The following is a 24,397-nucleotide window of genomic DNA, read 5'->3' as shown; positions in this document are numbered from 1 at the left end:
TACATTTCCTGCACGGCCCCTGCCGCGTTGGTAGTCTGCTGCCCCATGACGCCACAGGAGACCCCGACCTTGTCGGAGACGGTAAAGACGTCGGAGAAGAAGAACGGCCGTACCCCCGGCATCCTCGGGTGGGTGGAACGTCTCGGCAATCTCCTGCCGAACCCGTTCTGGCTTTTCGTGTGCCTGGCCGGAATCGTCCTGGTGGCGAGCTGGCTGGGGTCACTCATCGGGATGCATGCCACCGACCCCCAGTCCGGTGACGACGTCGAGGTCGTCAACCTCCTGAGTACCGACGGTCTACAGCTGATCGTCTCCGAGGCCGTCACGAACTTCACCTCGTTCCCGCCTCTCGGCGTGATCATCACCGTGATGCTCGGTGTCGCGGTGGCCGAGCATTCCGGCCTCATCTCCGCGGCAGTGCGGTCCATGGTGGCCCGGACGGGTCCCAAGACCCTGACGTTCGCCGTCGCCCTGGCCGGTGTCACCGGCTCCATCGCCTCAGACGCCATCTTCATCGTGATCATCCCCCTCGGAGCGATGGCGTTCAACGCCCTGGGACGGTCACCCATCGTGGGCGCGATCGTCGCCTTCGCCGCCGCAGCAGCCGGTTTCGACGCCTCGCTCCTGCTCAACATCACCGACGTCCTGCTTGCCGGACTGTCGACCAGCGCCGCACAACTCGTGGACCCGGAGTACGTGGTGAACCCCCTGGCGAACTACTACTTCGTGATCGCTTCCTCGGTCGTTCTCGCGCTGATCATCACGGCGCTGACCGAACTGTTCATGGACAAGAAGATCCACCAGATCGTCGATCACGACGACATCAATTACGACGAGGTCAACTTCACGGACGACGACGGTCACGTCGTCACCGACCTGACACTGAAAGACAGCGAACGCGGCGGTCTCAAGCTCGCCGGACTCGCCGGTGCCGTCTTTCTCGCGGTCTACTTCGCTCTTCTGTTCGTCCCCGGCTCGCCGCTGCAGGGTGACGGTGGTGCCGTCATGGAGAGCCCGCTGATCACCGACATCGCGGTCCCCATCTCGGTGGGGTTCTTCCTGCTGGGCACCGTGTACGGGCTGACCGTCAAGAGCATCACGAAGGCCACCGACATCCCGGACTTCATGGCCAAGGGCCTGCAGACGATGTTGCCGATGCTCGTGCTGTTCTTCGTGGTCTCCCAGTTCATCGCCTGGTTCGAGGCGTCAAACCTGGGCATCTGGTTGTCGATCAAGGGCTCGGACCTGCTGCAGAGCTGGGACCTTCCCACCCCCGTGCTGTTCGCCTGCTTCGTCCTGATGGTGGCCTTCCTCAACATGATGATCACCTCCGGTTCGGCGCAGTGGGCTCTGATGGCGCCCATCGTTGTGCCGATGATGATGTACATCGGCATCTCCCCCGAGGTCACACAGATGCTGTACCGTATCGGCGACTCGACGACCAGCATCGTCACCCCGATGAACCCCTACTTCGCCATGGCGTTCGCCTTCCTGCTCCGCTACTACAAGAGGGCCGGCCTCGGCACCCTGATGTCGATGACGATCCCCTACTGCCTGACGATGATGCTGGGCTGGTTCCTGCTCTTCCTCGCCTGGTGGGCACTGGGCGTCCCACTCGGGCCCGGAGCACCGATGGAGTATCCGGCCGGGTAGGACGACGATCTAGAGGCGACGGTACTGCTGCCGTCCCTCGCGGTCCCGCACCATGATTCCGCGGCGGCGGAGGCCCTCCAACGCCTCCTCGGCCGCACCGGGCCTGTCATCCGCCAGCGCCCGACGCCTGGCCCGCAGCAGGTCCTCGGCCTCACCATCCAGGCGCCCGTCGCCTTCCACCCAGGTGGTGTACTCCCGCGAGTACGGGTCGACCGTCTCCAGCTCCGGGTAGCCGTGGTCCCGCAGGCCGCCCGCAGGCCCGCGAGCATCTCGTCCTCGACCGGGCCACGGAACACCTCGCGTGTCCCCTCGTCGAGGACGATCAGTTCCTTCTTCTCGGCGATCACCCGGCGCGCACAGGCCCTGGGTATGTGCCGGTCAGCGTCCTTCGAGCGCACCGTGATCCCGTCCTCCCCCACGTCGATCGACCCGGCACCGTCAGACCAGGACGCGACGATGACGAAACCAGCCACCGCACCGAGCACCGCCAGGACGGGAAGAGCCCCGATGAACGGCAGTTCGGCGGCGAGACGCAAGGGTCCCGGCGCATCACCGATCAGTCCGATCAACCAGCCCACCAGCGGCCCGACGATGAACGCGGCGACCAGCCCGACCACCGCCCCGCCGACGGTGAAGGTCACCGTGTACCCCGCGGGGATCCGCACTGTGGTCGTGTCGCTCCGGTCACTCATGGTCTGTTCCTTTCAGGTACCCCAGGACGGTCCGGCGCACCTCGGGTGACGGCGACCGCCCCGGTTCCGCGTTGAGGTAGCAGGCGTCGATGATCGTGAGCACCCACCGCGCGGCGAAAGAGGGGTCCAACGTCTGGTCGACCTGGCCGTCCTGCATCGCTCGGGAGATCAGCGCGGCAAGGCCGGCACGTTGGGTCGCGGCGGCCTGCTCTGATGCCGCGATGAGTTCCGGGTCGTGCCCCATCCTGCGTAGCGACTCCACCAGCATTCCCTGCGCATAGGGGTAGGCGGCCTCTGATGCCAGCGCATCGACGATCGCGAGGATCGCCTCCAGCGGGTCCGCGGCATCGGAGTGTTCCGCGACCAGCCGTTCAGCGGCCGGGACGTCCTGCTCGAACGGGGCACGGAACAACGACGCCTTGTCCGGGAAGTAGTAGAAGATGCTCGCCGGACTGGTGCCGACAGCGGCCGCTATCTGCGCCACGCTGGTGTTCTCGAATCCCTGTGTGGCGAAGAGACGCGCGGCTTCGTCCGCGATCCGCGACTTCTTCCGTGCCACTTCCTCCGGGTCCGTCCTGCGTGCCATATGTAGCCCTCCGTCGATGTGCTCCGCCGTCCGTATTATTTGACTGATCAGTCAGATAATACACAAGGGTGGTCGCCGGGCACACCCGACGTCGCTGCGTCACCGGCACTGCATCTGCCGTGGGCGTAGGCTCGGGCCCCACATCACCCGCGCGCCCACTCTCCTCTGCCCTTGCGCGCCGTGGATACAGAACGACACCGCCGTCCGGACCCACTTCCGGACGCATACGACGAGAGTGAGGAGCACCGTGCTGCACCACCTACCGTCATGCGATCTCATGGCACCGACAGGTCTCCGACCGGTCGGAGACCGTCCTCCCGCTACAGAGTGACCACCCAGCTGACCAGCACGTCCACCGTCACTGATTTACCCGGGCCGGTACGCCGCCCCGACAGGAGGCACCCATGTCCCCGAACACGTCCCCAGCCGCCGCAACCACCCGTCCAGAGCACGCCGACGACGTGGAGGCCGTGGTCAAGAAGTCTCTCGATCTCGCCGACACCTGGTTGCAGGTGAAGGAAACCAGCAAGTCGACCAAGCAACTCGCGGACATGGTCCACGAACCCAGCGGCGTGGAATTCACCTTCAGCTTCGTTGACCGCGTCGCCCGTCCCGAGGACAACAAGGTCGCCGCAGAAGAATTCGCCAAGATTGCCCACCCCGTCAAGCGGCAGGCGCCGGTCCCCGGCTTCCTCGGCGTCGTCGACCAGATCCTCATGACGGCTGGTTCGATCGCCGCGCCGCTGCTCCCCCAGATCGTGATGCCCATCGCACGCTCGTACCTACGCTCCGTCGTGGGCCACCTGGTCCTCGACGCCGAAGGGACGACGATGGACAAGATGCTGGACAACGCCCGCGAATCCGGGTTCCGTCTCAACATCAACCTCCTGGGCGAGGCCGTCCTCGGTGAGGACGAGGCCGTCCGCCGGCGCGACGACCTCATCGACCTGGTACGCAACCCCAGGGTCGACTACGTCAGCGTCAAACCCTCCGCCGTGGTGTCCCAGCTGAATCACTGGGACCTCGACGGATCCACCGAACGCCTCAAAGAGCGGCTCCGGCCGCTCTACCGCGAGGCCATGAAGCGTTCACCTCATCCCTTCATCAACATGGACATGGAGGAGTACAAGGACCTCGACCTCACCCTGAGGATCTTCACCGAACTGCTGGACGAGGACGAGTTCCTCGAGCTTGAGGCAGGCATCGTCCTTCAGGCGTACCTGCCCGACTCCTTCGACGCCCTCCGTCAGCTGACCGAGTTCGCCCGGAAACGTCGTGACCGTGGCGGCGCAAAGATCAAGGTCCGCATCGTCAAGGGCGCGAACCTCTCGATGGAGCGCGTGGACTCCGAACTTCACGACTGGCCCCAGACCCCGTACCTGACGAAGGCGGAGGTCGACGCCAACTATCTGCGACTGCTCGACTGGGTACTGCGTCCGGAGCACTCCGACGCCATCCGCATCGGTGTGGCCACCCACAACGTCTTCCACATGGCGCTGGCCCACGAACTCTCGGTTGAGCGGGGCGTCGAAGACCAGATCGACGCGGAGATGCTCCAGGGCATGGCGCCCGCGCAGGCCGAGGCGGTACGCGATGTCGTGGGCGAGGTGATCCTGTACACTCCGGTCGTCAAGAAGGAGAACTTCGACGTCGCGGTGAGTTATCTCGTCCGACGTCTCGAAGAGAACGGTGCCAAGCAGAACTTCCTGTACGCCATGTTCACCCCCGAGAACGACGAAGAAACAGGCATGACCCCGATGGAGGGACAGCGCGAACGCTACCTCGCCGCCGTACGTGAACGGTGGTCCACCGACGCAGGCCCCCGTCGGACGCAGGACCGCACAGAGGAATCCCGTCGGAAGCTCGGGGCACGCTCCGCCAGCGTTCCCGGCAACTTCGTCAACGAGCCGGACACGGACTCTGACCTGCCGGCCAACCGTGACTGGGCGGCACGTATCGTCGACCCGTCGTCCGACCCTGGTCCGGTGGTCAGTGAGGAAGTCACTGACCCCGCCGTCGTCGACAAGGCTGTCGAACGCGCCCTGGGAGCACACGAGGCCTGGGCCTCCAAGACCGGAGCCGAGCGCGCCGAGATACTGGACCGTGCCGCGGACGCGCTCGCCGACAACCGCCACCGTCTCATCGCTGCCGCCGTCCACGAGGCCGGCAAGACCGTGGCGGAAACCGACCCCGAGGTCTCCGAGGCCATCGACTTCTGCCGCTACTACGCGGAATCCGCGCGCAAGATCGACCGCCACCGTGGTTCCACCTTCACCCCCTACCGGACGGTGGCCGTCGTCCCGCCGTGGAACTTCCCCATCGCGATTCCCGTCGGCGGCTGCATGGCCGCACTGGCCGCCGGTGCCTGCGTGATCATCAAACCCGCGCCGCAGACCCTGCGCATCGCGGAGGTCTTCGTCGAGGCCCTGCGGGAGGCAGGTGTCACCGAGGACATGCTGCAGCTCGTCAACGCCGACGAGGGGGACGCAGGTAAACGCCTGGTGTCCCATGAGGACATCGACTCGGTGATCTTCACCGGCGGCTCCGAGACTGCACGGCTGTTCCGTTCCTGGGATCCGCGGATGGTCATCAACGCCGAGACCTCCGGGAAGAACGCGATCATCGTCACCCCGGCCGCAGACCCGGACCTGGCGGTGTCCGACATCCTGGCGTCCGCCTACGGACACGCGGGCCAGAAATGCTCCGCCGCGTCACTGATCATCACCGTGGGATCGATGGGCAAGTCCAAACGATTCATGGGACAGCTCGTCGACGCCGTGAAGTCGCTGAATGTCGGGCCGGGAAGTGACATCTCCACCGACATGAACGGCATCATCGAACCAGCCGGAGACAAACTCCTGCGCGGACTCACCAAGCTGGACAAGGGTGAGAAATGGCTGGTGAAGCCCGAGCCGCTGAACGGGACCGTGGATGACGCCACCCTGTGGAGCCCCGGCCTCCGCGACAACGTCCGCCCCGGCGCATGGTTCCACACCCACGAGTGCTTCGGCCCGGTCGCCGGCGTCATGCACGCCGACACGCTGGAAGAGGCCATCGAATGGCAGAACTCCACGGGATACGGTCTGACCGCCGGCCTGCACACCATCGACCGCGACGAGACGGCCTTCTGGCGCGACCGGGTCGAAGCCGGCAACGTCTACGTCGAGCGGGGCATCACCGGCGCCATCGTCCAGCGTCAGTCTTTCGGAGGTTGGAAGGGCTCCTCTATCGGCAACGGCGCCAAGGCAGGTGGCCCGAACTACGTCGCCCAGCAGGGATACTGGGCTGAGGGAGACATCAGCGAACTCCACAGCGGCAGCGTCTCCACTGAAATCACCCAGATGCTGCGCGAGTTCCACGGCATGGCACATCCGGTGCTCACCGAGGACGACCACCGGTGGCTCCGACGCGCCGCAGAGTCGGACGCGCAGGCCTGGACCTCCGAGTTCGGTATCGAACACGACCGGACAGCCCTGGTGGTGGAGTCCAACGTCTTCCGTTACCGGCCGCTGCTGGAGCCGCTGCGCGTACGCATCGGCACGAACGCCAACCTCCGTGACCTGCTGCGACTCTACCTCGGCGCATCAGTGACCGGGACCAGACTCGACGTCTCCGCAGCGGCGTCCGTCGCGTCGGAGATGGGCGAGCTGGCCAACCGGATCCGCATGGTCTCCGACACCGAGTTCGCCGCAGAAATCGGTGTCCAGCCCAGTGTGCGGATCCGCACCCTCGGTGACGTCGACGAGGGCCTCTACGAGGCCGCCGCGCGGTCCGGTTCCGTCGTGCTCGACCGCCCCGTTCTTCCGGACGGTCGCCGCGAGTTGCTGCCGATGCTGCTGGAGCAGGCCGTGACGACCACGGAGCACCGCTTCGGCTACATCCACGGCACCACGCCGTAGGTAGTCGTGAGGGTGGCGGCGGGAATCGATCCCGCCCCCCACACTCGCCTGAGACCCCAGGTTTGTGTCGGTTTCATCCCCTGAGAACCGACACAAACCTGGGTCATGTGTTGGTCAACCGTGGATCCCGCTGCGCCGTCCTCATCCACGCGCGGGAACAAGCGTACGGTCCTCTACTCCGCGTTCCATAAACGGCGGTAGTAGTCGATACGCGCCGGGGCGGGGTCTGCACCGTAGGCCTCCCAGAAAACCGTCTCGTCGACGTCACCGTAGTTCCATGCCAGAGACATCGACATCACCGCAAGATCCGCCCACCGGTCGGCCACACCGAGCCGGGCGAGATCGACGTGCGCGAGGAATGAACCGTCGTCCCCGATCAACGTGTTCGGCGCACAGGGGTCACCCTGACACAGCACCAGACGGTCAACCGGCGGAACGGAGCCCAATGGCGTAACCCCACGGCGCGCATCCAACGCAGCGAGCCGTCTTTCCGCACTCCAGTCATACGGGCATCCGCCAATCGGCACGCTGTGCAGTCGACGGAGCCCCTCCCCCAGCGCACGCAGTGCCGCCTCTGGTGTCGCACGCCATAGCGCCGACACCGCGCTCTCACCCGGCAGTGCTCTGGTGAGCAGGACCTCGCCACTTCCCCTGGTGTCCAGTTCAATAACCTCCGGCACCGGATGACGCTCCCGGAGCCAAGTCATGCGTCGTGCCTCGTCCTCCAGCGACTCTCCCGACGAGGCCGGGTTCCACTTCGCGTAGATCTCTGGATGCCCCGGCGTCCCGGCGACAGCGAACGTCAGTCCACCTGCTTCATTACGCCAGACAGGCTCCACACCTTCCATACTGAAGCTATGAGTCTCAAGCGTCCGGCGGAGCATTTCTGGCACCCGTTGCTCCCCTGCAGGTGGTCCGGCGAGGGCCGGGGGAACAGTCACGACGTCTTTCCCATGGTCACCATGGGTCTCACCCTACCTCCACGACATACGGCCGGAAGGGCCGTTAGGATCATCCTCATGACATCTACCGTGGCTGCAGGAGCGTACGGAGCCCGGGCCGACGAGTACATCAACGCGGTAGGACGTATCGACCACGCCGCCGACGCGGATCTCCAGTTGATCGGCGAATGGGCCCAGAGTGTCGACGGCCCGATCCTCGACGTTGGTTGCGGCCCCGGCCAGTGGACACACTGGCTGGCCACGCAGGGCATCGACATTGAGGGAATCGATCCGGCCCGGGAGTTTATCGACCGGGCGCGTCGAATGTATCCGGAGGCCCCCTACCGCATCGGACGTGCCGAGAACCTCGACGTCCCTTCCTCTTCCCTCGGCGGGATCTTGGCCTGGTACTCCCTTATCCACTCCAGCCCGGACGAGGTTGCTACGGCTCTCGGAGAATTCGCCAGGTGCGTCCGGTCCGGAGGCTGTCTACTCCTCGGCTTCTTCACCGCCCCAGAACACGGGCCGTTCGACCACGCCGTCACCACGGCCTACCACTGGCCACTCGATGCCCTCGAGAAGCTCGTCGGAGAGGCCGGTTTCACGGTCACCCACGCAGCAACACGATCCGGGCGTCCTGAACGCACCCACGGGGAGATCATCGCGGTCAGGAACTCAGACGCTACGTCCCCTTGACGTTCATCACCTGGCGCAGCTTGTGCACCACGCGGACCAATGGCTCGGCATCGGCCATGACCACGTCGATGTCCTTGTACGCGTCCGGAATCTCATCGACGAAGGCGTCACCGGGCCGGTAGACGATGCCGTCCATCCGGGCATCGAGATCCTCCGCACTGAAGCGCTTACGTGCCTGGTTCCGCGAGAACCGACGCCCCGCACCGTGGGGTGCCGAGCGCAGACCCGGCGCGAAGCCACGTCCCTCGACCACGTAGGACGCCGTCCCCATCGACCCGGGGATCAGCGCTTTCACTCCTTCTTCGGCGCGGACCACACCCTTACGGGTCAGCCACACCGTCCGTCCGTAGTGCTGCTCTTTGACGGTGTAGTTGTGGTGGCAGTTGATTCTTTCGGTCTCCTCGACCTGCCTGCCGACCCACTCGCCGAGCAGTGTGGAGAACCGGTCCATCATCTCCTCGCGGTTCAACCAGGCGAACCGCTGGGCCCAGGCGAGATCCCGCAGGTACGAGTCGAACTCGGGAGTACCCTCAGGCAGGTATGCGAGGTCCTGGTCCGGGAGCTGCACCCAGAACGTACGCATCAGCCGCTGGGCGGTCTTGATGTGCTTCTGCGCGATCTTGTTGCCGACCCCGCGCGAGCCGGAGTGCAGGAACATCCAGACCCGGTCTTCCTCGTCGAGACACAACTCGATGAAGTGGTTACCGCCGCCGAGCGACCCCAGCTGCTGACGCCACTTCTTCGGGTGCCCCAGATCGACACCGGTGTTCTCCGCGAGTTCGGAGAGTTCCCGGGTACGTGCCTCCGCAGTTCCACCCAGCACCCAGCCGTTGTAGCGTCCGGGGGACAACGGAATCGTGCGCTCGATGGCGTCACGCAGGTCCGTGAGTTCCCGTCCTGCCAGATCGTCGCTGCTGAATGATGTACGTACACCGATCATTCCGCAGCCGATGTCCACGCCGACGGCAGCGGGGATAACGGCTCTCTCAGTCCCGAAGACGGTACCGACGGACGAGCCTTTGCCGAAGTGGGCATCGGGCATGAGCGCAACGTGGGGGAATACGAAGGGCAGGCCGGCAAGCTGGCGTGCCTGATCGAGGGTGTTGTCGTCGACGTCGGAGGCGAAGCTGAGGAGCTTGTTCTCCTTCAGCGTGACTCCCGGTATGTCGACGGAGTCAGTGGACATGATGGTCGTCCTTTCTGGTGAAAGGGCGACGGCGGCAGGCGCACGTCCGTGGCGGAGAAGTCGGGATCCGGGGCGACCCGACCGAAGGGTCGGCAGGGGTCACACGGGTCATCCGTGGATTCTCGTCCGGACGCGGCACTGACGCCGCGCCCGGGGAATTGCGAGGTGGAGGTCAGTGAGCGTTCAGGGAAACAGCGGGCAGCTCGTGCAGCTCTAGCTGCGGCTGTCGCAGCTGCTGCCACGACGAAAGCTGGTGCTTCCTAAACATGCCGTTCCCCTTTCCGGATCTCTGACGCTTCTGACTTCTGGTGTCCACCCTGCGATGGTCTGTGTCCGGGGCATCGTGCCGTCCGGACCAGATGATGATGGCACACTGCTTTCCTACCCGCAAGGGTTGGCCCCGCCTCCTTTGTGAAACCACCGTAGCCCCGGGATTCTGCGACATCACCGGATCTGCGCGATCCCTTCCGCCAGGCGCTGTGCATCGCGCTCGCTGATCGCGGGATACTCCCCGAACACCGGCTCCTCCCCCACCGACGGCGTCCCGGTGCTCCCCATCTCCACGAAAACCCTCAGCACGTCCTGCACCGTCGGGCGGTCATACTCCATGAGGCGGTCGACTTCCGGGGAATACTCGTCCGCCGGGGCCTTCAGAGGCTCTCCCCGGAGTTTCCAGGGATCCACCTCGGAGAACAGTTCAAGAAGATCGTCGCGCCGCTGGTTCATGGCCCGCAGACTACAACTCGCCCCGATGCTTGTCACGGGATGGCTGGGCGTTGTCGGTTTCACCCCACCGACACCGACAACGCCCCGGGCTACTGCAACGGACTGCTGCGACGGGCCCGGTGACGGGCCGACGAGCCTCACCCGATCCGGCGCGCCCCGGCGGACGGCTCGGCGGTGAAGAACATCGGTGCCGGGAAGCCACGACGGGCGGCCTCCTCCGTGACACCGGTGGCGACCTGCGCCACGTCGTCCTGCCCCACCAGAGCGATCACGCTGCCGCCGAAGCCGCCGCCGACCATCCTCGCACCGAGCGCGCCGCAGGCCAGCGCCACATCCTGTGCACTGTCGAGCTCGGGCACGGTGACCTCGTACAGGTCGCGCAGGCTGGCGTGGCTGTCGTTCATCAGGTCACCGAGCGACTGCTCCCCCGACGCTCCCCCGTCGACCGGGAACGCGCGGCCGCCACGCAGCATCGGCACGGCGTCCTCACGGGTCCGGCGGATCTCCTCGACGACGTGCCGGACGCGGCGCAGAGCGGTCCGGGTGACCTCGTCCTGTGTCACCTGGCCCGTCTCCTCGCTACCGCCGAGCAGGTCACGGGCCTGCCGACTGGTCGACCAGGACGTCACGGCGTCCTCCAGTGCAGCGGTGTCGGGCGCCCCCGCCAGCGTCTCCCCGAGGGTCCGGACGCCGAGATGGTCGGAGACCGCGTCGATGACCCCGCGGCGGGAGGCGTACTGCCCGTCGACCAGACGGTGCTGCGCATTGGTGTTGATGATCAGCAGTGACAGGCCGACTGCGGCGAGATCGCACGGGACCGCCTCCACCGTGTCACTGAGGAAGTCGACGGCCAGGGCGGTGCCGGCGCGCCCGTAGAAGGAACTGCGCTGGTCAAGGCCACCGGTCGAGGCACCGACGACCTCATTCTCCGCACGCATGCACGCCGCCACCAGGGCTGACAGCTCGTCGGCCTCCGGTGGACGCTCCGTGGCCAGCTCGAAGGCGGCCAGCGCAACGGAACACTCCAGGCTGCGGAGCTGGACAGCCCGGCGCCGAGCGGCACGTCGGAGACCAGCGCGATGTCGAGGCCGTCACAGGTCGGGATGACTCCGTCCTGCAGGCCGGCCCACACTGCACCGGCCGCGTACCCCGCCCAGCCGTCGGGCTGCCCAGGGCCCACGTCGTCCAGGCTGACCTCGACCACGTCGGTCACCTGCGCCGACGCCACGCCCGCGGGAACGGACACCAGTCGCAGCAGACCGTCTGTCCGACGTCCCACGGCGGCGGCGGTGTTCTGCGGCAGCGCGAACGGCAGGGACATCCCGCCGGCGTAGTCGACATGCTCGCCGATGAGGTTCACCCGCCCCGGCGCAGCCCACACGCCCTCGCAGTGCGCACTGTCACCGAAGTGGGTCGCGAAAAGTGCGCGGGCATCGGACGCGAGCCGGTTGTCGTCGCGGGTCGTCCACCAGTCAGGTGTCCCGTCAGGTGTCACTGCCACTCCTTGTCGCCGGGCCATACCGCGCGCATCCTCTCCGCGACCGCTTCCGGTGTGGTGTCGCTGATCCAGGCGCCGAAGGCCGATTCCGAGCCGGCGAGGAACTTCATCCGGTGCGGTGAACGCATCAGGGAGAACAGCTGCAGGTGCAGACGTCCCTCCCCGCGCAGTGACTCGTCGTCCCCGGTGAGCCGTGCCTGTACCGGCACCTGGTTCCACGCGGCGATGTACGGGGTGCGCTCCACGCCTTCGAAGAACCGGTCGACGGCCATGTAGAGCGGCTTCAGCACACGTGCCAGCGCCGCGCGTTCGTCCCGGGTGAGGTCGGTGAAGTCGGCGACGGGACGGTTCGGCGTCACCATGACCTCGACAGGCCACTTCGCCGCGGCGGGGACGAGGACGGTGAACTCCTCGGTGCTGAGGATGATTCTCGTACCGGCGCGACGCTCGGCGGCGAGCATGTCGTCGAAGAAGTCACGGCCGGTGGCGGCGCGGTGCTCGCGGGCGTTCTCCAGGATCTGGCGGGAGCGCGGCGGCAGGAAGGGGTAGCTGTAGATCTGCCCGTGCGGGTGCTGCAGTGTCACCCCGATCTCCTCGCCGCGGTTCTCGAACGGGGCGACCTGCACCACGCTGTCGATCCGTGACAGGGCCGCGGTGCGGTGCGCCCAGGCTTCGACGACGGTACGGATCCGGCTCAGCGACAGGTCGCGGAAGGACTTCGTGGTGTCCGGGGTGAAGCAGATGACCTCGCAGGCGGCTTCCGCGGGGCGCCGCGGGTACAGGTCCTCCCCGTCGACGGTCCACGCGTAGTCCGCCGGGTCATCCGGCATGGCGATGGACGTCGAGAAAGACGGGAAACGGTTGCCGAAGACGACGACGTCGTAGTCGTCGGCGGGCACCTCGGTCGGCAGATTCCCCGGCGTGGTCGGGGCCAGCGGATTCTCGTTCGCCGGTGGCATGAACGTGCGGTTGTTGCGGTGGGCGGCGTAGGTCACCCACTGCCCGGTCAGCGGGTCGCGTCGCATCTCGGATTCCGCCACGGTCTCCGGCAGCTCACGGGAGTCGCGGAGTTCGCGGGTGACGCGTCCGGCGAGGACCTCCGGGTCGTCGTCGAAGTAGATCAGCTCGCGGCCGTCGGACAGGCGGGTGGGGGTGATCTTCAGCGGGTGCTCCCCCATCAGTCGTCGGACCCCGGCAGTTTGTCCTCGTCGATGAGCGACTCGTCAACGACGACCGGGTTCAGCTTCGCCCAGAGGACCAGCACCCCGGCGACGACGAGCAGGGCGAGACCGGTCCAGAGGTTGTCCACGGAGGACTTGGCCTCGCCGGTGTCGGGGTTGACCCCGGGGTCGAGGAATGCGGCGCAGAGCAGCAGGACGACCCCGTAGATGCCGAGCAGGGCCGCTGTCACGGTCCGTATGTCGAAGGCGCCGGCCCTGTGTTTCGTCGGAGCTGCGGGATCGGTGGTCTGGATGTCAGGCGTTGCAGACATTGTTCTCTCCTTTCAGGTCAGCGGGATCAGTGGAAGACGATGTTGAGGATCACGGTGATGGCGAGGGCCAGCATGCCCAGTGGGACGGTACGGCGGTACCAGGGCAGCGTCTTCTCCTCCGGGTCCTCGAGCATCGCCTTCGGGGTCACGGACTTCACGAAACCGACGAGTTCCTTGTCCGGCTTCGGTGCGGTGAAGGACGTGACGATCACAGACACCAGGATATCCACGACGAACGCCAGGCCGGCGGCGACGAACGCCGTACCCTGGCCGGGCAGGTTCACCAGCGGGTCCTCGCCGAGGGAGAAGGCCCAGAAGATGATGGCCGCAGCGGTACCGGCGACCAGGCCAGACCAGCCTGCGTGCGGGGTCATCCGCTTCCAGAACATACCGAGCAGGAAGGTGGCGAACAGCGGGGCGTTGAAGAAGCCGAACAACGTCTGCAGGTAGTCCATGACGTTGCCGAAGTTGTTGGCGATCATCGCGGTGCCGACGGCGATGACGGTGGCACCGACGGTGGCCCAGCGTCCGACCTTCAGGTAGTAGCCGTCCTTGCGGTCCTTGACCACGTAGGCCTGCCAGATGTCGTAGCTGAACACTGTGTTGAACGCGGAGATGTTCGCCGCCATACCGGCCATGAACGACGCCAGCAGACCGGCGATCGCCACGCCGAGCAGACCGGTGGGCAGCAGGTCACGCATGAGGTAGAGGATCGCGTCGTTCGGGGCGGCGTCCCCGCCGTCGCTGTACGCGGCGACGACGACGGAGGCGATCATGCCCGGGACGATGACGATGAACGGGACGAACAGCTTCACGAAGGAGCCGATGATCGGTGTCTTACGCGCGGCACTGATCGAGTCGGACGCCATCGCGCGCTGGACCTCGACGAAGTTGGTGGTCCAGTAGCCGAAGGACAGGACGAAGCCCAGGCCCAGCACGATACCGATCACGGAGAGCACCGGGCTGTTGAAGCCGGAGAGTTCCTGCGCCGGCCACGCATGGTTCTGGAAATCCTGGACCTGCTCCTTGAGCCCGCCCCAGCCGCCGACGCGGTTCAGGCCGATGATGGTCAACGGGGCGAGTGCGGCGACGATGACGAAGAACTGCAGGACCTCGGTGTAGATCGAGGCCGACAGTCCGCCGAGGGTGATGTAGGACAGCACGATCACCGCGGCGACGACCAGAGTGACCCACAGCGGCCAGCCCAGCAGGGCGTTGACGACCTTGGCCAGCAGCACCAGGTTCACCCCGGCGATGAGCAGCTGGGCGACGGCGAAGGAGACCGCGTTGACCAGGTGGGCCCCGTTACCGAACCTGCGCCGCATGAACTCCGGGACCGAGCGGACCTTCGAGCCGTAGTAGAAGGGCATCATCACGATGCCGAGGAAGATCATCGCCGGCACAGCGCCGATCCAGAAGTAGTGCATGGTCTGCAGGCCGTATTCGACACCGTTGGCGGACATGCCGATGATCTCGACGGCGCCGAGGTTCGCGGCGACGAAGGCCAGTCCGGTGACCCAGGCCGGCAGACCACGCCCGGAGAGGAAGAAGTCGATGGAGCTGGAGACCCTGCGTTTCGCCGCCCAGCCGATGCCGAGGACGAAGATGAAGAACAGGGCAACCAGCGCGTAGTCCACCCAGCTCGCGTCGAGCCGGAGGACGTTCTGTGCGGTCTCCATGAGGGATGCGCTTTCTGTCGGGGTCAGGAAGGGGCGAGCACGTCGAGGCGCCAGGAACAGGTCAGGCTCTCCCCCGGCGGTAGACGTGCCAGGCCGGTGCCCGAGTTCAGCGCGTCCGGCGGGGCCGTCATCGGTTCCACGGCGACGGCACGACCTCCCGGGCGGCCGGGATAGGGCATTCCGGTCCGGGCGTCCGGGGTGAAGATCTGGAACCAGCGCAGCTCCGGGGAGGTGCTGAGCATGACACCGGCCCCGTCTGGACGCGACAGGACGAACGTCGGGTCGTCGGTCAGCAGGCAGTGGTCGAGCACCCGTCCGGCGAGGGGGTTCTCCAGGTCAGGCAGCACTCCGACATCCTCCTGGTCCTCCCCGCACGGCATGCCCCGCTCGTCGAGGGGCAGGTACCGGTGGGTCGGCGCCGTCAGTGAACAGGTGTCGGTCGAGGCACCGAGTGCCGACGGGTAGAGGTGGAACCCGACGGCCGCGGGCATGTCCGTCGTGCCGTCGTTGCGCAGGGCGAGGTCCGCCCGCAGTCCGTCGCGGGTGACGCGGTAGAGCACCGACACGTGGACAGGCCACGGCCATCCGGGCTGCGGCCCCGGTTCGACGACGAGACGGACTGAATCCGTCTCATGCACCGCCACGGTCCACTCCCGCTCAGCGACGAAGCCGTGCAGGGCGGTGGATCTTCCCGGTTCCGTGATACCGAGCCGGTGACGCCGGCCGTCGAAGCTGTATACCCCGTCCCTCGTCCTGTTCGGCCAGGGTGCGAGGACGACATTCGCGGACAGGGGCGCGGTCGTCTGCTGCCCCGCACCGCCGTAGCCCTCGAGCATCTCCAGCCCCCGCCACGTCAGCTGTGAGGGTCCACCGCCCCGCAGCGCCAGGGTCGCGGCACACTCCCCCGAGACGATCGTCACACTCGGCGGACCAGCTGTCATTCAGCTCACATTAGTCCAGTTTGTTTAAGGAAGGAACCTTAGATTTCCTCGGATTCCCTCGGGCGCCTGGCACGCCGGGAGCTCCCCCACAGGCCTCCGACCTACTCCCCGTCGCCCTGCTGTTCCGCCATCCGCCAGCGGATCCCCGCCTCCAGCAGCCCGTCGATGCCACCGTCGAGCACCTTGGAGGGGTCGTTGACCTCGAAGTTCGTCCGCAGGTCCTTGACCATCTGGTACGGGTGCAGCACATAGGAGCGCATCTGGTTACCCCAGGAGTTCGAGCCGTCGCCGCGCAGGGCGTCCATCTCGGCGGCCTCCTCCTGCCGCTTGCGCTCCAGCAGCTTCGCGGCGAGGACGCGCATCGCCGAGGCCTTGTTCTGGATCTGCGACTTCTCGTTCTGACAGGTCACCACGATGCCGGTGGGAATGTGGGTCAGCCGCACCGCCGAGTCGGTGGTGTTCACCGACTGTCCACCGGGACCGGACGACCGGTAGACGTCCACGCGCACATCATTGTCGTCGATGTCGACGTGGTCGGAGGTCTCCACCACCGGCAGGACCTCCACCTCCGCGAAGGAGGTCTGACGGCGGCCCTGGTTGTCGAAGGGGCTGATGCGCACCAGGCGGTGGGTGCCCTGCTCCACCGACAGGGTGCCGTACATGTAGTCGCCGTGGACGACGAAGGTCGCGGACTTGATGCCGGCCTCTTCGGCGTAGGAGATGTCGTACACCTCGACCTTGTGTCCGCTCTTCTCCGCCCACCGGGTGTACATGCGCATGAGCATCTCCGCCCAGTCCGCGGCGTCCACTCCACCGGCGGCGGAGCGGATGTTCACCACCGCCTCGCGCGAATCGTATTCGCCGGAGAGCATCGTCGTGACCTCGAGGGAGTCGATCTCCTCGCGGAGATCGGCGAGCTCGGTCTCCGCGAGTTCGGCGGCCTCGGCGGCGTCGGCGTCCCCGGATTCCCTGGACTCCTCGGCCATCTCGTACATCACGGGCAGGTCGTTGAGCCGGTCACGCAGACCGCGGACCTTCTTCAACCGCGCCTGGACGTGACTGAGCTGGCTGGTGATCTGCTGGGCGTGGTCGGGGTCGTCCCAGAGGGACGGGTCGGCGGCCTGATCCTCGAGTTCGCGCGCGCGTGACTCCAGCTCATCAAGGTCGAGCACCTTTTCGATCGTGGTGAGGGTGGAGTCGAGGTCATCGATCGCGGAGGTCACATCGGGCTGCATGGTCGCCCAGTCTACTCACCCCACGGGCGGCACCCGGGCCACACCCCGTGCACAATAGACGCATGAACTCCCCCATCCCCGCAGACGCCCTGCAGGCCATCACGAAGACGTTCATCATCTCGCACGACCGGGACGACGACGGCACCCTCGCCCAGGCGCTGGTGTACAACGCCGGGCGGCTGGCCTGGCGGATGCGGGAGGCAGGGGTCACCACCGAGTTCAAGACCTCGGTGTCGGACGTGGTGACGGCGGCGGACCGCGCGGCGGAGGATTTCGTCGCCGAGGTGCTGCGTACACTGCGTCCGCAGGACGGCCTGCTCGGTGAGGAGGGTGCGTCCGCACCGTCCGAGTCGGGGCGTACCTGGGTGATCGACCCGGTGGACGGCACGTACAACTTCACCACCGGGTCCGACTACTGGTGCTCTGCGCTCGCGTTGGTCGACGGTGACCCGGAGGACCCGGACGCGCTGCACTTCGGTGCCGTGCACCGTCCGGCGATGGGCTACACGTGGTTCGGTGGCCCGGGTATCCCCACCACGTTGGACGGCGCACCGGTCGGCACCCTGGCGGACCTTCCCCCGGAGAAGTCCTGTCTCACCGGCTACCTGCATCCCACGGACATCGCGACCCCGGAGCTGAACCGGGTGTTCACCGACACGGTCCGGGACTTCGCGACGGTGCGGTTCAACGGCTCTGCCTCGGTGGACATGGCAGGGGTGGCGTCGGGCAATGCGGGCTGCTGGTTCCAGCACAGCGTCCTGCCGTGGGACCTGCTGCCCGGGCGGGCACTGATCGAGGGCGCGGGGGGACGGTGCGCGCGGGTCCGCGCCGGCGGAAAACTGTGGTCGGTGGCGGGCTCACCCTCCAGTGTCGGTCACGTCGTGGAGAACCTATCCTTGGAGCCATGAGCGCATCCACGTCCGACTGCCCCGACTATTCTGACGACCTGACCCTGGCGCTGTACCTCGCCGACATCGCCGACAAGGTCACCCTGGCCCGTTTCGGGGCCAGCGACCTGGAGATCACCACCAAACCCGACCTGACCCCGGTGTCCGACGCCGACACCGAGGTCGAGCGACAGCTGCGCGAGGTCCTGTCGACGCGCCGTCCGGACGACGCCGTACTCGGCGAGGAGTTCGGCGGGGACACCGGGGACGCAGCGAGGACGGGCCGTCAGTGGGTCATCGACCCGATCGACGGGACGAAGAACTTCGTCCGGGGCGTGCCCGTGTGGGCGACGCTGATCTCACTGGTCGTCGACGGGACGCCCGTCGTCGGCGTGGTGTCCGCGCCCGGCCTGGCACGACGGTGGTGGGCGGCCGAGCAGATGGGCGCGTGGGCCGTCTTCAACACCAACGAGGCCCGCAGGATCTCGGTGTCGAAGGTCTCCGATATCGCGGACTGCTCGATCTCGCTGTCCTCGTTGGAGGGGTGGAAGAAGGTGGGACGTCGCGACGAACTGATCGCGTTGACCGACGCGGCATGGCGGCTGCGGGGGTACGGCGATTTCTGGTCCTACTGCATGGTCGCCGAGGGGACGGTGGACGTGGCCGCCGAACCGGAGGTCAACCTCTGGGACCTGGCGGCGCTGGACGTCCTCGTCCGTGAGGCCGGTGGCCGGTTCACCGCCCTCGACGGGACACCGGGGCCCTACGACGGCTCCGCGGTGGCCAGCAACGGCCTGCTGCAGGACCGGGTGCTGTCCGCGCTGGATGCGGGGCAGAACCCCGCCACCTGATTTTCCGCTACCGTGGGCAGGGACAACGAATACAGACACCGGATTCTCGAAAGGGCGACACCTGTGACTTTCACCGTCCCGAACCCCACCCCTGTGACGAAGACGCCGGAGTGGCAGGCTCTGGTCGCCCACGCGACACGTTTCAAGGGAACCACGCTCAAGGACCTGTTCCGGGACGATCCGGGCCGGGCCGGCGACATGACGTTCGACGTCGGCCCGCTGCACGTGGACCTCTCGAAGAACCTCGCCGACGAGAACACCGTGCGCCTGCTGCTCAATGTGGCACGGGCGAAAGGGATCGAGGACTACCGTCAGGCCTTGTTCAACGGTGAACACGTCAACACCACGGAAGACCGTGCGGCACTGCACACCGGCCTGCGCGTGCCGATCGACCAGGATCTCAGCGTAGACGGCCAGGACATCGCCGAGGACGTCCACCACACCCTGGACCGGATGCGCGGGCTCGCCAAGGCGCTGCGCAGCGGTGACTGGCGGGGGGCGACCAACCACACGATCAAGAACGTGGTGAACATCGGCATCGGCGGCTCTGACCTCGGCCCTTCGATGGCTGCACAGGCACTGCGCCCGTACTGCACGGCCGGGATCACCCCGTACTTCGTCTCCAACGTCGACCCGGCGGACGTCACCGCGACCCTCGACGGCCTCGACCCGGCGTCCACCCTGTTCGTCGTCTCCTCGAAGACGTTCACCACCTCCGAGACGCTGGCCAATGCGCACAGTGCGAAGCGATGGCTGCTTGACGGACTGAAACGGCTCGGCCTGGACACCTCCGACGAGTCGGTGGTGAACGACGCCGTCGCCAAGCACTTCGTCGCCGTCTCGACGAATGCCGACGAGGTCGCGAAGTTCGGCATCGACACCCGCAACATGTTCGGATTCTGGGACTGGGTCGGCGGTCGTTTCTCGGTGGACTCGGCGATCGGACTGTCGTTGATGGCGGCGATCGGGCCGCGGGACTTCATGGAGTTCGTCGCCGGTTTCCACGACGTGGACAACCACTTCTACTCCGAGCCGTTGGAGATGAACGCGCCGGTGCTGATGGGCCTGTTCGGGGTCTGGTACACCTCGGTGCTGAACTCCCAGTCGCACGTGGTCCTCCCCTACTCGCAGGACCTCGGCCGCTTCCCCGCCTACCTCCAGCAGTTGATGATGGAGTCCAACGGCAAGTCGGTGCGTCTCGACGGCGAACTGACCACCGCCGAGACCGGTGAGGTCTACTGGGGTGAGGCCGGCACCAACGGCCAGCACGCCTTCATGCAGCTGATCCACCAGGGCACGCACCTCATCCCGGCGGACTTCATCGGCTTCGTCAACCCGCACACCGACCACCGGAGCTCCGACGGGGAGACCAGTATGCACGACATGCTGCTGTCTAACTTCCTGGCGCAGTCGCGTGTCATGGCTTTCGGCCGGACCGCGGAGGAGCTGCGTGAGGCGGGAGTGGACGAGAAGCTCATCCCGCACAAGGTCATGCCGGGCAACCGTCCCTCCAGCACGATCATCGCCGACAAGCTGACCCCGCGCACCCTGGGCTCGCTGATCGCTCTCTACGAGCACATCTGCTTCGTGCAGGGCGTGGTCTGGGGTATCAACAGCTTCGACCAGTGGGGTGTGGAACTCGGGAAGAAGCAGGCGAATGAACTGCTCCCTCTGCTGAGCAGCAACACCGACTCCGCAGACGTCGACACCGGTGACCCGTCGACCGACTCGCTGCTGCGCCACGTCCTGCGCAACCGGAAGCGGTAGTCCCGGCCTCTCCGCTCCCGGCAACACGTCCGCCCCAGGGTGGGCATGGCAGAGGTATCGCCCGCGTGGCAGATGCACCGGTCGATTTACCTCCGGAAATCGACCGGTGCATCTGCCATCTGACCGACAGGTCTGCCACTCCTACCCTGTCTCCCGGCATCTGTCTTCCCGGCGGCTCAGCCGCCTGGCAGACCGGGCACCACCAGATGACCCTCTCGAGTTCGCCGTCATCCCCACCGGCGTCCACCCCGCCAAGGAATCCTTTGAGTACCGCGGTCCCGCAGCGGAGACACGGCTTCGCCGCCCGACCGAAGACGTAGTTGCCCATTCCGGGCCGCCGGTCGCCGGTGAAGAGCCGACGGGGTTCCCGACGGTTCTCCCACATCACCTTCCGGGACAGATCGAGCAGGCGGGCCGCGGCAACCTCTGCCTCCGCCCCGCCGCCGACGGGACGGCGTGGGTCCACGCCACCGAGGTAACAGACTTCCGCCCGGTACTCGTTGCCGATTCCGGCGACATTACGCTGGTCGAGCAGCGCCGCCCCGATGCTACGGTCCGGGCGCGCGAGGATTCTTCCCAGTGCTTCATCACGTCCGAACGCCGCGCTCTCCCAGTCCGACGCGAGGATGTCCGGCCCGAGATGGCCCACGATCTGGTCGTAGTCGTCACGGTCGAAGAGCCGGACGAATCCGAGACTGTGGCCGACGGCCTCGATCTGCGGCCCTCCCGCATGTTGCGGGGACAGCCGCAGGACGACCCGCGCGGTGTGACCGGGCCTGCGCCACCGGGCTCCGGCGGCGTGGATGGACCAGACTCCCTCCATCTTCAGGTGGGTGTGCAGGACACGCCCGTCGAAGTCCATGAAGAGATGCTTGCCGTAGGGCCACACCCTGGTGACCTGCCTACCGGTGAGGTCCTCGGTGGCGAAGCGGGGTACACGGATGTCTGAGCGGGTCACTGTCCGGCCGGTCATCCACTGCATGCGGTCGGACAGTTGAAGTACTGAATCACCCTCAGGCACCGCGCTCCTCCTCCGTCGCCGCAACCACTGCCACCGGTTCACGTTACGCCGCCCCACGTCTCCACGCCCGTGCCGTCAACTTGACGGGGAACATAGTTTGAGAGCAAAATCACATAGTAGTCGCTGTGAATGATACTGCGTCGTATGAAGAACGCTTCGGCGGACATCGGTCCTGACACCCCTCAGGAACGGCACCACACCACCCTCCCGAAAGGACCACCATGTCGTTCAACCTCGCCACCATGCTCAAGGAGTCCACGGTCTCGGCCCCGGAGAAGACCTTCGCGTACTTCGAGGGAGAGGAGCTGAGCTACGCACAGATCGATGAAGCGTCCGGCCGACTCGCCGCAACCCTCCGGCGCGACGGATATGAGCCCGGTGAGGCCGTCGCGGTCCAACTTCCCAATATCCCGCAGTTCGTCGTCGCCTATTTCGGCATCCTCAAGGCAGGACTGGTGATGGTGCCGCTCAACCCGTTGCTCTCCCCACGAGAGATCGCCTACCACCTCACCGACAGCGACTCCCGGGCACTGGTGACGTTCCACCAGTTCGCCGACAACGCGCTGGAGGGTGCCCGCGAAGCGGGCGACGTGCCCGTGTACATGGTCGGGAGCGTTCCGGACGGCGCACGCCCCTTCGACGACCTCCTCACCGAGGCAGACACCGGCGACCTCGTCGCACGAGGAGCAGACGACACGGCGGTGCGCCTCTACACCAGCGGCACCACAGGCACACCGAAAGGCGCAGAGCTCACGCATTTCCAGCTGTACATGAACTGCACCGTGGCCGGATCCCTGGTCGATCTCAGCGGCGACGACGTCTCCGTCGGCGTGCTGCCGCTGTTCCACGTCTTCGGCCTCTCGAGCGTGCTCAACACCGTCATCCGCTACGGCGCCTCGATCGTCCTTATTCCGCGCTTCACCGCAGAGGCAGTGATCGACGCAGTCGAGACACACAGCGCCACACAGTTCGCCGGCGTTCCCACGATGTACATGGCCCTCATCCAGACTCCCACCGAGGGGCGCGATGTGTCGTCACTGCGCATGACCATATCCGGGGGATCCTCGATTCCCGGCGAGGTCATACGCTCCTTCGAGGAGAAGTTTCCCTGCGCGACCGTCCTCGAGGGATACGGCCTGTCCGAGACGGCGTCGACATCCACCTTCAACATCAGCGCCGAAAACCGGAAGGTGCTGTCCGTGGGCAAGCCGATCTGGGGTGTGGACGTGAAGATCGTCGATGAAAACGGGGACGAGCAGCCCCGGGGCGCCGACCACCGGGGGGAGGTCGTGGTCCGGGGACACAACGTAATGAAGGAGTACTACAAGCGCCCCGACGCAACCAGGGAGACGCTACGGGACGGCTGGCTCCACACCGGCGACATCGGTTACGTCGACGAGGACGGGTTCCTGTTCATCGTCGACCGTCTCAAGGACCTCATCATCCGCGGTGGCTACAACGTCTACCCGCGGGAGGTGGAGGAGGTCCTCTACACCCACCGGGCAGTCGCCGAAGCTGCCGTCATCGGCCGGGACGATGACCGACTGGGTGAGGAGGTCACCGCGTTCGTCTCCCTCACACCCGGCGAAACCGCCACGGAGGACGAGATCATCTCCTACTGCAAGGAGCAGCTGGCGGCATACAAGTACCCACGCACGCTCACCATTCTCCCCTCGCTGCCGAAAGGGCCCACCGGCAAGATCCTCAAGCGCGCGCTGAAATCCTGACACCGAGTGCTTGACTTGCCACGCACTTGCGTGGTTTACTATTTCTGCAGTCGAAAGAAAGAGAGTCACCATGGACAGGCACACCGAGGCACTCGAAGACTTCGGGAAGTACCTCAAAGCACAACGTGAGATCGCCCAGCTGTCCATACGCCATCTGGCACGCGTCAGCCGTGTCTCGGACTCATACCTGAGCCAGATCGAACGGGGTAAGTACCAACCGTCACCGGAGGTCCTGCGGTCCATCGCGACGGCACTGAACATCGCACCGGACCAGTTGTTCCAGCGGATGGGGTGGCTGTCTGCGGGAGCCCCCGCCCGCGACGACGTGCCCACGGCGATCGCCGCAGACGAGTACCTGACCTCAACCCAGAAGACTGCACTGGTCCAGACCTACAAAGCGATGATCGCGGACAAGTGATCGTCCCACCCGTCATGAACCTGGCACCGCCGGTTCACAGTAAGGAGAAATCATGAGCAGCTACCAGGACATCACCCGCCAGATCGGCGACCAGTGGATCGAGACGCTCAAGCGTACCGAGGACGTCGTCAACCGGTGGGCCGAGCGTTCGTCCCGACTCGCCGGTGAGGCCAACCTGCCCACCGTCCCGCCGCTCCCCGAGCCTTTCGCCCAGTTCAATGAGTCGATGAAGGACCGGATGCCCAAGCCCAGCGAGGTCGTCGAGGCAAACTTCGAGCTCACCGAACGACTGCTCGCCGCCCAGAAGGAGCTGACCCTCAACATCCTGCGGGCCTCCGCCGACACCGCGGAAAGCGTTGAGGAAGAGATCGTCCACTCGTCGACGGCGGGCGACGGTGCGGAGGCGTCCGGACGTGCCTCGGCGACGACGTCACCGGTCGGAACGCTCTCGCGCTCCGCTTCGGCCGGTTCGTCAACCGGGGCCTCGATGGTCTGGACGTCC

At 66.3% G+C, this 24,397-nt stretch carries 21 protein-coding genes and 1 pseudogene; 9 read left to right on the top strand and 13 right to left on the bottom strand.

Annotated elements, in window-relative coordinates:
- Nucleotides 1–45 precede the first annotated feature (45 nt).
- A complete protein-coding gene (locus BJF89_RS01675) occupies nucleotides 46–1,653 on the top strand; it encodes an AbgT family transporter (protein ID WP_187344661.1) in 1,608 nt (535 codons plus the stop codon).
- Here the strand turns inward: BJF89_RS01675 and BJF89_RS01670 are convergent.
- Together BJF89_RS01670 and BJF89_RS01665 are read right to left on the bottom strand one after the other, a co-directional pair.
- Nucleotides 1,548–2,345: a heme biosynthesis HemY N-terminal domain-containing protein gene (locus tag BJF89_RS01670; protein ID WP_075811727.1), complete on the bottom strand. Its 798-nt coding sequence runs from the start codon at nucleotides 2,343–2,345 to the stop codon at nucleotides 1,548–1,550. The two genes, BJF89_RS01675 and BJF89_RS01670, sit on opposite strands and share 106 nt — an antisense overlap.
- Complete coding sequence (locus BJF89_RS01665) at nucleotides 2,338–2,931, bottom strand: TetR/AcrR family transcriptional regulator (protein ID WP_075811725.1); 594 nt, start codon at nucleotides 2,929–2,931, stop codon at nucleotides 2,338–2,340. The genes BJF89_RS01670 and BJF89_RS01665 overlap by 8 nt, the downstream gene beginning before the upstream one ends.
- Nucleotides 2,932–3,335: 404 nt before the next feature.
- Between BJF89_RS01665 and BJF89_RS01660 the strand changes: the two genes are divergently transcribed.
- On the top strand, nucleotides 3,336–6,830 hold the full coding sequence (locus tag BJF89_RS01660; RefSeq protein WP_075811723.1) for a proline dehydrogenase family protein: 3,495 nt from the start codon (nucleotides 3,336–3,338) through the stop codon (nucleotides 6,828–6,830).
- A 173-nt stretch (nucleotides 6,831–7,003) separates the two neighbouring features.
- Here the strand turns inward: BJF89_RS01660 and BJF89_RS01655 are convergent, their stop codons facing one another.
- Nucleotides 7,004–7,678, bottom strand: coding sequence for an aminoglycoside 3'-phosphotransferase (locus BJF89_RS01655; protein ID WP_255372446.1), 675 nt, complete (start codon nucleotides 7,676–7,678; stop codon nucleotides 7,004–7,006).
- A gap of 171 nt (nucleotides 7,679–7,849) precedes the next feature.
- On the opposite strand from BJF89_RS01655, the gene BJF89_RS01650 reads away from it, so the two are divergent.
- Nucleotides 7,850–8,467, top strand: coding sequence for a class I SAM-dependent methyltransferase (locus BJF89_RS01650; protein WP_075811719.1), 618 nt, complete (start codon nucleotides 7,850–7,852; stop codon nucleotides 8,465–8,467).
- Here the strand turns inward: BJF89_RS01650 and BJF89_RS01645 are convergent.
- From BJF89_RS01645 to prfB, 9 genes are all read right to left on the bottom strand, one after another.
- Nucleotides 8,454–9,653 (bottom strand): RtcB family protein, encoded by a 1,200-nt coding sequence (locus tag BJF89_RS01645; protein ID WP_075811717.1) that lies wholly within the window; start codon nucleotides 9,651–9,653, stop codon nucleotides 8,454–8,456. The two genes, BJF89_RS01650 and BJF89_RS01645, sit on opposite strands and share 14 nt — an antisense overlap.
- A 444-nt stretch (nucleotides 9,654–10,097) precedes the next feature.
- The gene (locus BJF89_RS01635; protein ID WP_075811713.1) at nucleotides 10,098–10,379 is read right to left on the bottom strand and encodes a hypothetical protein; all 282 of its coding nucleotides are present in this window, start codon (nucleotides 10,377–10,379) and stop codon (nucleotides 10,098–10,100) included.
- Nucleotides 10,380–10,516: 137 nt separating this feature from the next.
- Nucleotides 10,517–10,783, bottom strand: a complete 267-nt coding sequence (locus tag BJF89_RS19895; RefSeq protein WP_369803624.1) for a hypothetical protein — start codon at nucleotides 10,781–10,783, stop codon at nucleotides 10,517–10,519.
- Between the two features lie 374 nt (nucleotides 10,784–11,157).
- Nucleotides 11,158–11,874 (bottom strand): galactokinase family protein, encoded by a 717-nt coding sequence (locus tag BJF89_RS19890; protein ID WP_369803619.1) that lies wholly within the window; start codon nucleotides 11,872–11,874, stop codon nucleotides 11,158–11,160.
- On the bottom strand, nucleotides 11,871–13,040 hold the full coding sequence (gene galT / locus BJF89_RS01625; RefSeq protein ID WP_187344663.1) for a galactose-1-phosphate uridylyltransferase: 1,170 nt from the start codon (nucleotides 13,038–13,040) through the stop codon (nucleotides 11,871–11,873). The genes BJF89_RS19890 and galT overlap by 4 nt, the downstream gene beginning before the upstream one ends.
- Nucleotides 13,041–13,054: 14 nt before the next feature.
- The gene (locus BJF89_RS01620) at nucleotides 13,055–13,369 is read right to left on the bottom strand and encodes a hypothetical protein (RefSeq protein ID WP_075811709.1); all 315 of its coding nucleotides are present in this window, start codon (nucleotides 13,367–13,369) and stop codon (nucleotides 13,055–13,057) included.
- A gap of 26 nt (nucleotides 13,370–13,395) precedes the next feature.
- A complete protein-coding gene (locus BJF89_RS01615; RefSeq protein WP_075811707.1) occupies nucleotides 13,396–15,048 on the bottom strand; it encodes a sodium:solute symporter family protein in 1,653 nt (550 codons plus the stop codon).
- Between the two features lie 23 nt (nucleotides 15,049–15,071).
- Entirely contained in the window at nucleotides 15,072–15,989 is a 918-nt protein-coding gene (locus tag BJF89_RS01610; protein ID WP_075811705.1) for a hypothetical protein, read from the bottom strand.
- Between the two features lie 101 nt (nucleotides 15,990–16,090).
- Nucleotides 16,091–17,224 (bottom strand): peptide chain release factor 2, encoded by a 1,134-nt coding sequence (prfB, locus tag BJF89_RS01605; protein WP_075811703.1) that lies wholly within the window; start codon nucleotides 17,222–17,224, stop codon nucleotides 16,091–16,093.
- Nucleotides 17,225–17,286: 62 nt separating this feature from the next.
- On the opposite strand from prfB, the gene BJF89_RS01600 reads away from it, so the two are divergent.
- The 3 genes from BJF89_RS01600 (at nucleotide 17,287) to pgi (ending at nucleotide 20,729) form a co-directional block, all read left to right on the top strand.
- Nucleotides 17,287–18,132: an inositol monophosphatase family protein gene (locus tag BJF89_RS01600; protein ID WP_075811701.1), complete on the top strand. Its 846-nt coding sequence runs from the start codon at nucleotides 17,287–17,289 to the stop codon at nucleotides 18,130–18,132.
- Nucleotides 18,129–18,962, top strand: coding sequence for a histidinol-phosphatase (hisN, locus tag BJF89_RS01595; RefSeq protein WP_075811699.1), 834 nt, complete (start codon nucleotides 18,129–18,131; stop codon nucleotides 18,960–18,962). Before BJF89_RS01600 ends, hisN begins: the two co-directional genes overlap by 4 nt.
- Before the next feature lie 63 nt (nucleotides 18,963–19,025).
- Nucleotides 19,026–20,729 carry a glucose-6-phosphate isomerase gene (pgi, locus tag BJF89_RS01590; RefSeq protein WP_083650435.1) on the top strand — a complete coding sequence of 568 codons (1,704 nt, stop codon included), beginning with the start codon at nucleotides 19,026–19,028 and terminating at the stop codon, nucleotides 20,727–20,729.
- Between the two features lie 184 nt (nucleotides 20,730–20,913).
- Here the strand turns inward: pgi and BJF89_RS01585 are convergent.
- Nucleotides 20,914–21,750 (bottom strand): annotated as a pseudogene (locus tag BJF89_RS01585) (DNA-formamidopyrimidine glycosylase family protein); the annotation flags it as partial.
- A gap of 221 nt (nucleotides 21,751–21,971) precedes the next feature.
- On the opposite strand from BJF89_RS01585, the gene BJF89_RS01580 reads away from it, so the two are divergent.
- The 3 genes from BJF89_RS01580 to BJF89_RS01570 form a co-directional block, all read left to right on the top strand.
- Nucleotides 21,972–23,477, top strand: a complete 1,506-nt coding sequence (locus tag BJF89_RS01580) for a long-chain fatty acid--CoA ligase (RefSeq protein WP_075811697.1) — start codon at nucleotides 21,972–21,974, stop codon at nucleotides 23,475–23,477.
- Between the two features lie 70 nt (nucleotides 23,478–23,547).
- The gene (locus BJF89_RS01575) at nucleotides 23,548–23,895 is read left to right on the top strand and encodes a helix-turn-helix domain-containing protein (protein ID WP_075811695.1); all 348 of its coding nucleotides are present in this window, start codon (nucleotides 23,548–23,550) and stop codon (nucleotides 23,893–23,895) included.
- Nucleotides 23,896–23,947: 52 nt separating this feature from the next.
- A partial coding sequence (locus BJF89_RS01570) for a hypothetical protein (RefSeq protein ID WP_075811693.1) occupies nucleotides 23,948–24,397 on the top strand: 450 nt, incomplete at its 3' end.

It is taken from the genome of Corynebacterium sp. CNJ-954 (assembly GCF_001942345.1).
Classification (GTDB): Bacteria; Actinomycetota; Actinomycetes; order Mycobacteriales; family Mycobacteriaceae; genus Corynebacterium.
Note: the sequence above shows the minus strand (reverse complement) of the source record. Positions and strands in the feature narration are given on the sequence as shown.